This is a genomic window from Desulfatiglans sp. (assembly GCA_012513605.1).
In the GTDB taxonomy this organism is placed as follows: Bacteria; Desulfobacterota; DSM-4660; order Desulfatiglandales; family HGW-15; genus JAAZBV01.
Map to the genome: position 1 here is coordinate 1 of JAAZBV010000030.1, position 9016 is coordinate 9016.

General features: G+C 42.8%; 9 protein-coding genes. 8 read left to right on the forward strand and 1 reads right to left on the reverse strand.

Features of this window, described 5'->3' with window-relative positions:
- Nucleotides 1-336: 336 nt before the first annotated feature.
- Nucleotides 337-573 (reverse strand): type II toxin-antitoxin system Phd/YefM family antitoxin, encoded by a 237-nt coding sequence (locus GX654_03580; protein NLD35928.1) that lies wholly within the window; start codon nt 571-573, stop codon nt 337-339.
- A 274-nt stretch (nt 574-847) separates the two neighbouring features.
- Between GX654_03580 and GX654_03585 the strand changes: the two genes are divergently transcribed.
- The 8 genes from GX654_03585 to GX654_03620 all read left to right on the forward strand — a co-directional run bounded on the left by GX654_03585 (nt 848) and on the right by GX654_03620 (nt 8950).
- Complete coding sequence (locus tag GX654_03585; GenBank protein NLD35929.1) at nt 848-1633, forward strand: ABC transporter ATP-binding protein; 786 nt, start codon at nt 848-850, stop codon at nt 1631-1633.
- Nucleotides 1634-1697: 64 nt separating this feature from the next.
- The gene (locus GX654_03590) at nt 1698-2333 is read left to right on the forward strand and encodes an ABC transporter ATP-binding protein (protein ID NLD35930.1); all 636 of its coding nucleotides are present in this window, start codon (nt 1698-1700) and stop codon (nt 2331-2333) included.
- An 83-nt stretch (nt 2334-2416) separates the two neighbouring features.
- Complete coding sequence (locus GX654_03595; protein NLD35931.1) at nt 2417-3289, forward strand: branched-chain amino acid ABC transporter permease; 873 nt, start codon at nt 2417-2419, stop codon at nt 3287-3289.
- A gap of 11 nt (nt 3290-3300) precedes the next feature.
- On the forward strand, nt 3301-4140 hold the full coding sequence (locus GX654_03600; GenBank protein ID NLD35932.1) for a branched-chain amino acid ABC transporter permease: 840 nt from the start codon (nt 3301-3303) through the stop codon (nt 4138-4140).
- Nucleotides 4141-4143: 3 nt separating this feature from the next.
- Nucleotides 4144-5346 (forward strand): amino acid ABC transporter substrate-binding protein, encoded by a 1203-nt coding sequence (locus tag GX654_03605; protein ID NLD35933.1) that lies wholly within the window; start codon nt 4144-4146, stop codon nt 5344-5346.
- Nucleotides 5347-5575: 229 nt separating this feature from the next.
- The gene (locus GX654_03610) at nt 5576-6355 is read left to right on the forward strand and encodes a solute-binding protein (protein ID NLD35934.1); all 780 of its coding nucleotides are present in this window, start codon (nt 5576-5578) and stop codon (nt 6353-6355) included.
- A 17-nt stretch (nt 6356-6372) separates the two neighbouring features.
- The gene (locus tag GX654_03615) at nt 6373-8400 is read left to right on the forward strand and encodes a TonB-dependent receptor (protein NLD35935.1); all 2028 of its coding nucleotides are present in this window, start codon (nt 6373-6375) and stop codon (nt 8398-8400) included.
- 10 nt (nt 8401-8410) lie between these two features.
- Nucleotides 8411-8950, forward strand: coding sequence for a hypothetical protein (locus GX654_03620; GenBank protein NLD35936.1), 540 nt, complete (start codon nt 8411-8413; stop codon nt 8948-8950).
- Nucleotides 8951-9016: the final 66 nt, after the last annotated feature.

Here is a 9016-nt window from a genome sequence, read left to right on the forward strand (position 1 = left end):
AAAAACCCTTGTTAAAAGGGCGCTGTTAGCACTTAAGGCTTAAAATTATAATTCGTAGAGACAAGGCATGCCTTGTCTCTACAATTGTTCAACTGGGCATATTTATCCGCCTTCGGGAGACCCTTCTGTAATTCGATGGCGTATGGAGTAAATCTTTATAGCTAACCACGGAGGGCACTGAACTCACGGAGGAAGAATATCATTTCATTTTTTTGTAGGGTCGGGGTTTATACTCGACCATCTCAAGGTCTATTAACCACCAAATACGGTCGGGTATGAAACATGACCCTACGAAAACCACTGCAATTAATCATTTTCTGGGCAATATTCATCTGATCAAATGGGTTGTTCTCCATAAAACATTTCATTAACATCTGCATTTTCTTCCAGAAAATCATCAGGTATTTTTATTTGACCTTTAAGCAGGCCCAGTTTCCGTTTGGATATAGGATTATATGGCACCACTTTAACAAGCGAAATATTATTTTTTGCGATAATAACCTCCTCACCATTGCATGCCATCTCCACCAGTTTCAACAACTTTACCTTTGCCTCAGAAATATTGATTATCATAATACACTCCTAAACCCGTATGATTATGAGTAAAGCGTACCAGATTGGACCATGTTGTTCAACTTGTTTAAATAGTGGATTACCATAAGTAGACAATAAGGTTATTATCCTTAATAACTATTACTTGTTGACACCCCTGCCATAAATCCATAAACTCCTTTCCCGAAAAGGCTTCCTGTCTCCTGCATTCAGATCGGTTTTTATATCTAATCAGTGTGCACATGAAGTAAATCAGGAAAATACACAAGGAGGCAGGATCTACTTCCCGCTTTTTATGACAGTGACTGCAAGTGATAAACCTATTATTCTTTCTACCAAAGGGCTGAGCGTACATTTTGGAGGGCTTATTGCCCTTAATAATGTTGATGTAACTGTCAGAGAGGGTGAGATCCACGGCCTTATAGGGCCAAATGGCGCGGGTAAAACCACATTCACAAATGCAGTATCAGGGCTGATCAGAGAAAAAACTGGAGAAATACATTTTTTTGATCAGGTAATAAGTATTCTCGAACCCCACATCATTGCTGAAAGGGGCATATCCCGCACATTCCAGAAGGCACAGGTGCTTCCAGGTCTGAACTGCCTCGAAAATGTCATGACAGGCTGCCATGCAGGCATAAAGTCAGGCATGTTAAAGACCATGCTCCTCCCCGGTTTTTTAAGAAAGGGAGAAGAAGATGAGATAAGGGAAAAGGCGAAACTCCTTCTTGACCTTGTGGGCATGACCGGGTCAATTAAAAAGGCAGGTAGCGACCTTTCATGGATGGAATGCCAGCTCATACAGATCGCCCGTTCCATGGCAGCTTCACCAAAGCTCTTAATACTTGATGAACCTACAGCAGGCATGGGGTTTGATGAAAGCCGCATGGTCGGAAATATTATCAGACAGATAAGGGATACAGGTGTTACCATCATACTCATAAGCCACGATATGAAGCTTGTAATGGAAAACTCTGACCGGGTCTCTGTGCTGGACTTTGGGGAGATGATTTTTGAAGGCGATCCTGAGGCCCTTAAGGATAATCAAAAAGTGCTGGAGGCATATCTTGGGACAGAATAGCATCCTGACCATAAATGGGATATCCTCGTTTTACGGGCCCATATGCGCGATCAGGGATATTTCAATGGAGATACGCCACAATGAGATTGTCGGACTTATTGGGGCAAACGGCGCAGGGAAATCGAGCCTCATGAAATCCATTCTTGGTATCAGGCCGGTTAAAAGCGGCAGCATAATATTTAATGATAGGGATATCACCCGTACCTCAACCCCTGAAATAGTCGCATCAGGCATTGCATATGTGCCAGAGGGCGGTGGTGTATTTCCCTTTATGACTATTAAGGAAAATCTTCAACTGGGGGCAGTCCATTATAAAGGTAATGTGAATGAACGAATAGAAATGATATATAAAAGGTTCCCGCTGTTAAAGGAGCGGGAGACCCAGCAGGCAGGCACACTCTCCGGCGGGCAGAGACAGCTTGTTGCCATAGGAAGGGCATTGATGTCATCGCCTAAGCTCCTTATGCTTGATGAGCCGTCACTCGGCCTTGCCCCAAAGGTTGTTGAAGAGTTGTTCAGGCTGATAATGGATTTAAAGAATGATGGCTATACAATACTTTTAAGCGAACAGAACGCCAGAAAGACATTGCAGCATGCAGACCGTGCATATGTGTTCCGGACAGGGAGTGTAATTCTGCATGGTACAGGTAAAGAACTCATGGATAACCCGGTTGTGCAGGAGGCGTATCTGGGTGGATAAAAAAAATAACGTTGAACATCGAACCTCCAACACCTGTCCCGCCATAGTTTTAACGACGGCGGATCGAATGTTGAATAAGGAAAATGGCCGCATTTATTAGCTATATATTATCAGGCATACAGCTTGGCATCCTTTATGGGATAGTAACCATAGGGTTTAATTTGTTAATCCTTGTTACAGGCGTGCTTAATTTCAGCTACAGTCACCTCTTGGTACTTTCCATGTATGCTGGCTGGCTCATACTTGAGGCGACAAACAACATCTGGCTTGCAGCAGGGGGTACCGTTGTAACAGGGGTGATCCTCAACGCAGTACTAACACCGCTCTTTTTACCATTTATAAAAAAACGGGCGCACCTGGAGTCACTTGTCATATCAATAGGCATTGCGCTCATCAGTGTTGAAATCATGTCACACTGGCTTAATGCGGGGTTACCCATAGCATTCTCAAAGACAATCCAGATGTCTGATTCAGCAATAAAGTTCGGGCTTGCCAGCATCGGTATGGGCAGGATCATTTCGCTTATTGCAGGGATAATACTCCTGTTTGTATTTTTCAGAGTCCTCTATCACAGCAAACAGGGAAGGATATTAAGGGCAGTTGCGCAGGATACAGAAACAGCAGCAATGATGGGGATTTCAATACCAAAAACCATGCTTGTAAGCTTTGCCCTTGGCGGGCTTCTGGCAGGTGTTGTGGCAATCCTCATGGCTGTATCCCTTGGCTCAGCATCAGCGGAACTGGGTGATAATATAACCCTTATGTGTCTTGCCATACTCTTTCTTGCGGGCATAGGAAACCTAAAGGGCGGATTGATCTGCGCAGTTTTTATGGGGATTGTCGAAGGTCTGGTAATGGGCTATCTTCCGCCAGACTGGACAAAGGCATTTGCCTTTTCAGTAATACTGGTGGTGCTTTTGTTTAAACCCGAGGGCCTATTCGGCTCACAGCATTAGAGGTAAAAAGAGTGACCCTGTTTCAATTTTATTTTTTTGAGTTCTCCGCCATATACATCATGATAGGCTGGGCAGTCTACCTGATGTTCCGGATAAACCAGCCCTACTTCGGCTCACTTTATTCAATGTGTATTGGGGCATATTTTGCCGCATACACATCAATCAACTTTGGATGGCCTGTTTGGCTTATACTAATTGGCGCTGTCATATTAAGCGCATTGATAGCCCTGATACCCGCCTTCAGGCTCGCTAAACTAGGGCCCTTTCCAATGGTTATTGCCAGCATAGCATTGCTCTTCATCATACAGACCATTGTAAAAAATACAGATGTGCTTGGCGCACGCTATGGACTCTTCGGCATGCCCTTTATCCCGCAACACATTACGCTGATGATAACCTATGGCCTGCTGATATTAATAGGATATGTGGTTTTTCATCTGAACTATTCTCATATCGGAAGGGCAATGGATGCTATACATTTTGACAGGGATGTGGCAGAGACACTCGGTATTAACACAAACAGTCTCAGTGTTCAGTTTCAAATTATTAGCTCAGCCATAGGCGCCATTGCAGGGGTGCTTTATGCCTACACAATGCAGGGGGTCTTCCCGGCGGCCTTTAACATGAATCTGATGATGTATGCCATAACAATAGTGGTGCTGGGCGGTATGCATACCATGTGGGGGGTAATCATCTCAGCCCCCTTTTTATGGGGTATCAGCCAGTTTCTACCGAAAAACCTTACAGGGCTTTCCATTATCATATATGGTGTGTTATTAATTCTCATGCTGCTGGTGCGGCCCGGCGGTATAATAGACAGAAAAACAATAAAGAGATTTACAAGGGGGTAATGAATGAGATTACGAAAAAACAACCTTATGTTATTATTTGCTTCTGCTTTTATGAGCCTTTTTATATTAACCTCATGCGGCACGAATGAACCTGAAAAGAGCGGCCCTGCAAGTGAATGGAAAATACCTTTTCTTATTTTTCTCTCCGGCCCCATTGCGGGTGACGCGGCCCAGCATAAATGGTTAACAAACCAGGTCGTTGATGAGATCAACAGCGCTGGCGGCATTGCAGGAAAGCCTTTAAGGGTAGAATTCTATGATACAGCCATGGACCCGCCAAAGGCAGCATCATGCATGGCACAGATAATTGATGCAAAGGCCCTCTGCTTATTAGGTCCGATGAATGGCGATGAATGCAAGGCAGCCATGCCTCTTGCCTTTCGGGAAGGGATATATGCATTCTCAGGCACAGCCACAGATGATATATTAAAACAGTTTAAACCTTGGATTTTAAACACCTCCGGCACTGTTGAAGAGGAAAAGGCATATGCCATGCCCATGTGGATAAAACATGTCCCTGCCGTTACATCAATTGCAGGCATTATTGAGCCCACCTATACATTTATAACCACTACCTGGGAGGCGCATAAGGCTAAGGCCGATGAGATGGGGATCAAGACATACAATACAATTGAGGCACCTTCAGGCATGCTTGACTACAGCAGTATTGCAGTGCGGGCAATAAATACAGGCGCCACCGGATTTTATGTTGCATGTTCCGAAGAGACCGCTGCAAAGGTGGTAAAGGAGCTGATCAACCGCAATGTTAACCCAAACCATATCTGGCTGTGGGCAAATTCAATGGGGCCTGTATTCCTGAAGCAGTCCGAAGGATTTAATGAGGGGCTTTATACCGGCACATCCCCCACATACAGTGAAAACCCAAAGTATGACGAATACCTTAAACGCTACATGGAGACCCATAACGGTGAACCTCTTAAATTCATGTGTCATTACAATGCTGAACTCCTCTACCTGATTAAGGAAGCCATTGAGACACAGGGGATTACAGGTGACCCCGCAAAACTAAAGGAAGAGCGCATAAAGATAAGGGATTATGCAAATAACAAAAAGGGGTTTAAGGGGCTCAAATACACCTATGATATTGTAGATGGCCAGGGGGTATGTATACCCAAATATCTTTACAGGATAGAAAAGGGGCAGACAGTGCTGATAGATAAGGTGGTACCGGAAAGTAAGTATTAGTCTGAAGCTGTTAGCAAGCTGTAGGTTGTCAGGTTTTTCCTTCAGCCTGCTTTTCAATAATCCGACTTTCGTTAAAAGCTAAAGTATTCTGTTTATTTTTCCCGATAGTTTTTCATGAACAGTATGAATATTTAAAGTGCATTAGCCTAGCAAAACATACTATCTCTTCAATTTTTTTATTTATAATCCAGTAAATGTAGCTTATAAAAATAAAAATCCCGAAGAGGTGGTGAAGGCTGCTGTAATAGGCGGCATGACCATGACAGGCATGTGGCAGAAGGTTTCTGAAATGTTCGAGGTGAAAACCGGAATAAAGGTTGAGGTTGTGGCTACCGGTCCAAGGGCCATCATAGAAAAGCCCTTTAAACAGGGAGAGGTCGACCTGCTGACAATGCACTCGGGAGATATTACAACAGACCTGGTTGCAGATGGGTATGGCATTAATATGGTTCCTTGGACTCATAATAATACTGTAATCATAGGCCCGGCTGAAGACCCGGCAGGAATAAAAGGCATGAAGAGCGGGGCAGAGGCCTTAAAAAAAATTGCAGCGACCAGATCAAAATATTTAGATATGTGGGGGATTGGCAAGCGTGAGATAAGCCAGAAAATGTGGAAAAAGGCCGGGATATTCCCACCGGAAGGTGACTGGGTAATAAAAGAGAAGAGAAGGAGCACTGAAGAAATACTTATTTGCCTCAGTGAACAAAAGGCATACAGCTTTTTTGGAAGGATACCTGTTCTATTTGAAAAAAGAGAGTTCAGTGGCCTGGAAATAATGGTTGAGGATGACCCTGATATGATGAGGCCATACATAGTTATGCTTGCCAATCCAAAGGCCTTCCCTCATGCAAACTATGAAGGGGCAAAAAAATTACAGGATTTTTTACTCTCTAAAGAGGTTCAGGATTTTCTGGGCAAATTCAAGGCAGATGAATTCAGCGGCATACCCATTTTTTATCCTCTAAGAAACAGGGCTTTAGAAGAAAATAATATAAGAAAGCAATAGTATAAAAAGGAAAAAAATTGAAAAAACAGAATTATTTTATAGGTATTTTATTAGCAGCAGGACTTATATCAATGCAGGCAGTTGCATTTGAAAATACTACTGATCAGAAGGTGTACACACTTGGTGAAATAGTCGTTTCAGCGGAAGGAGAAGGGGTAGAGACAATTGGAACAGTAAGAGAAATCACTTCTGATCAAATAGAGGCATCAGGAGCTGAAACACTTAATGAGGCATTAAAGCTTTTACCTGGTATAAATATTGTAACAGGCGGGCAGGGTGTCCCAAGGTTGAACCTGAGAGGAATGAGACCAAGACATATCACTCTTCTTATTGATGGCATTCCATTCAATTCAGCAGGCGACGGACAGTTCGACCCCAGCCTGATTACTACAGTGAATATAGCAAAAATAAAAATCTCCTATGGAAATGATTCAGTCCTTTATGGCGCCGGAGGGCTTGGAGGTGTAATCAACGTTATCACAAAAAAGGGAACGAAAAAGACAGAATTTGATATTGATGGAAAATACCAGCAAAAGGATAACATGCTTGCCAAAGCTAATATTTCCGGAGGGACAGATAAGGTAAATTATTTTGTAAGCGCCAGTGATTTTAGCAGCGATGGGTATAGGCTTTCCGATGACTTTATCCAAACTGATTATGAAGATGGCGGTACAAGAAATAATAGCGACAGAGAACTAAGAAGCCTTTTTGGTAATGTGACTTTAACACCGAATGATAAAACCCAGGCAGGCCTGATCATAAATTATATTAAAGGAGAGTATGGCATCCCTGCCATTACCCTTGATAGAAATGATCCCTTTGGTAAAAATCCAAAGTACGAAAGAGTGGATGACCATGAGGCACTCAGCATGGGCCTTTCCGGAGGCTACCTTATTAATGGCCACTTAAGCCTCAGGGGCTGGGCCTATATGAATGATCTTGAAGAAATAAAAAACGGGTATGACAACGATACCTATACAACACAAAGATCAAGGAACTCTTACAGGGCTAATGAAACCACTGAAATCCGCGGTGCAAATCTTCAGACTCAGTACATGTTTGATAATTCCGGAAAGTTATCCCTCACACTTGGAACAAAGAAAGAGAGGTTTGAAAGTCTTGGATGGATTATGGAATCAGCTTCTGGCGGCGGGAGCGGAGGCGGAGGTGGAGGTGGAGGTGGTTCAAGTACAGCCGTCCAAAGCCCCTTTGATGAAAACCATGAAATAACGACACACACAGTGGCAATCGAGTATGAAATACAACCCCTGGAAAGCCTTGGATTTGTAGCAGGATACGGTTACTCCTGGTTAAAAAAGGAAAATAATCCTGATGATAACACGGATAATTTTATTGTCGGATTTAACTATGATTTTACAAAAAATAGCAGAATCAGGGGATCCATTGCAGACAATATCAGGTTCCCATCTGTTACGCAGCTATACGGTGTAGATGAGGGGAATCCGAATCTGGACTTTGAAAAGTCAATGAATTATGAACTCGGTTTTGAACAAATCATGGATAAGATTGATACAGTTTTTTCCATAACCGGTTTTAGAAGAGATGTTGAGAACTACATCTCAAAGGATGATGATGGCGTAAACCAGAACCATGATGAATATCAATTCCAGGGAGTAGAGATAACAGCCGGAAATAATTCCATCGAAGATCTGGAACTGAGACTTGCCTACACATACATGGACTCTAAGGATAAATCCAGAGAGACACTTGTTAATCAGATCCAGTATAATCCTGAACGAAAGCTTGCTTTGGAATGTGTTTATAATTTTATATACGACATCTCAGCCTATACCAGCATCGAACACATAGAAAAGCAGTACTACTATAACAGCGATTACACACTAAAGGGCAGACTTCCTGATTATTCAGTTGTAAACCTCAGGGTTGAAAAGAGGCTCTTTTCAGGATCAATGAAGATATATGCCGGTGCAGACAATCTTTTTGATAAAAACTACTTTGAAAGCTATGCGCTCCCCAGAGAAGGAAGGAGCCTGTATGGGGGGGTCACATACTCTTTTAGATGATGAGGTCGAAATGAAAACAAAAATATACTTGATCGGTTTTAGATTATTTTTAGTGTTAGCTTTTGCGGTCCAGACAGTGTTTGCAGGTTCTGCAAAATTCTACATTGTCGGCATGGGCACTGTGCCAGACCTTTTAACAATTCGCGGGGCAAAGATAATTGAACAGAGTCAGATTATCATGCTGGAAGATGAAGAGGACAAAGAGGCATGGAAGGAGTTCATCGGGAATAAGGAAATATGGATGGTCTCCAATTCTGCCAGACGTTATTATGGCCTTGATCCCGATAAGATAACAGATGAAAACCTGAAAAAAAAGGTTAAAGAGGTTGATAAAACCCGAAGAGAGATTATTGAAAAAATAACAAATGCTGTCAGGGCGGGGAAAATCGTTTCAGCCCTTCAGTCGGGCGATCCTATGATGTTTGGTTTGACCTATTACCTGGAAATGCTTCCAGAAGATATCCCCACCGAGATAGTCCCTGGTATAGGTGTAGCTGGTCGTGATAAATTGAGCCAAAAATGGTCGTTAAGAATTGAGCCACTCTGGTAGAGGCAAGGGATTATTAGTATATTAAAAGATTTAATCCCAGATACAGAGGAGAACGGCTTGAAAAAA

What these genes read in the sequence shown, in the direction of transcription:
- GX654_03620 (NLD35936.1), top strand. Translation starts at nt 8,411, where the DNA reads ATGAAAACAAAAATATACTTGATCGGTTTTAGATTATTTTTAGTGTTA.
- GX654_03595 (NLD35931.1), top strand. Translation starts at nt 2,417, where the DNA reads ATGGCCGCATTTATTAGCTATATATTATCAGGCATACAGCTTGGCATC.
- GX654_03590 (NLD35930.1), top strand. Translation starts at nt 1,698, where the DNA reads ATGGAGATACGCCACAATGAGATTGTCGGACTTATTGGGGCAAACGGC.
- GX654_03605 (NLD35933.1), top strand. Translation starts at nt 4,144, where the DNA reads ATGAGATTACGAAAAAACAACCTTATGTTATTATTTGCTTCTGCTTTT.
- GX654_03585 (NLD35929.1), top strand. Translation starts at nt 848, where the DNA reads ATGACAGTGACTGCAAGTGATAAACCTATTATTCTTTCTACCAAAGGG.
- GX654_03580 (NLD35928.1), bottom strand. Translation starts at nt 573, where the DNA reads ATGATAATCAATATTTCTGAGGCAAAGGTAAAGTTGTTGAAACTGGTG.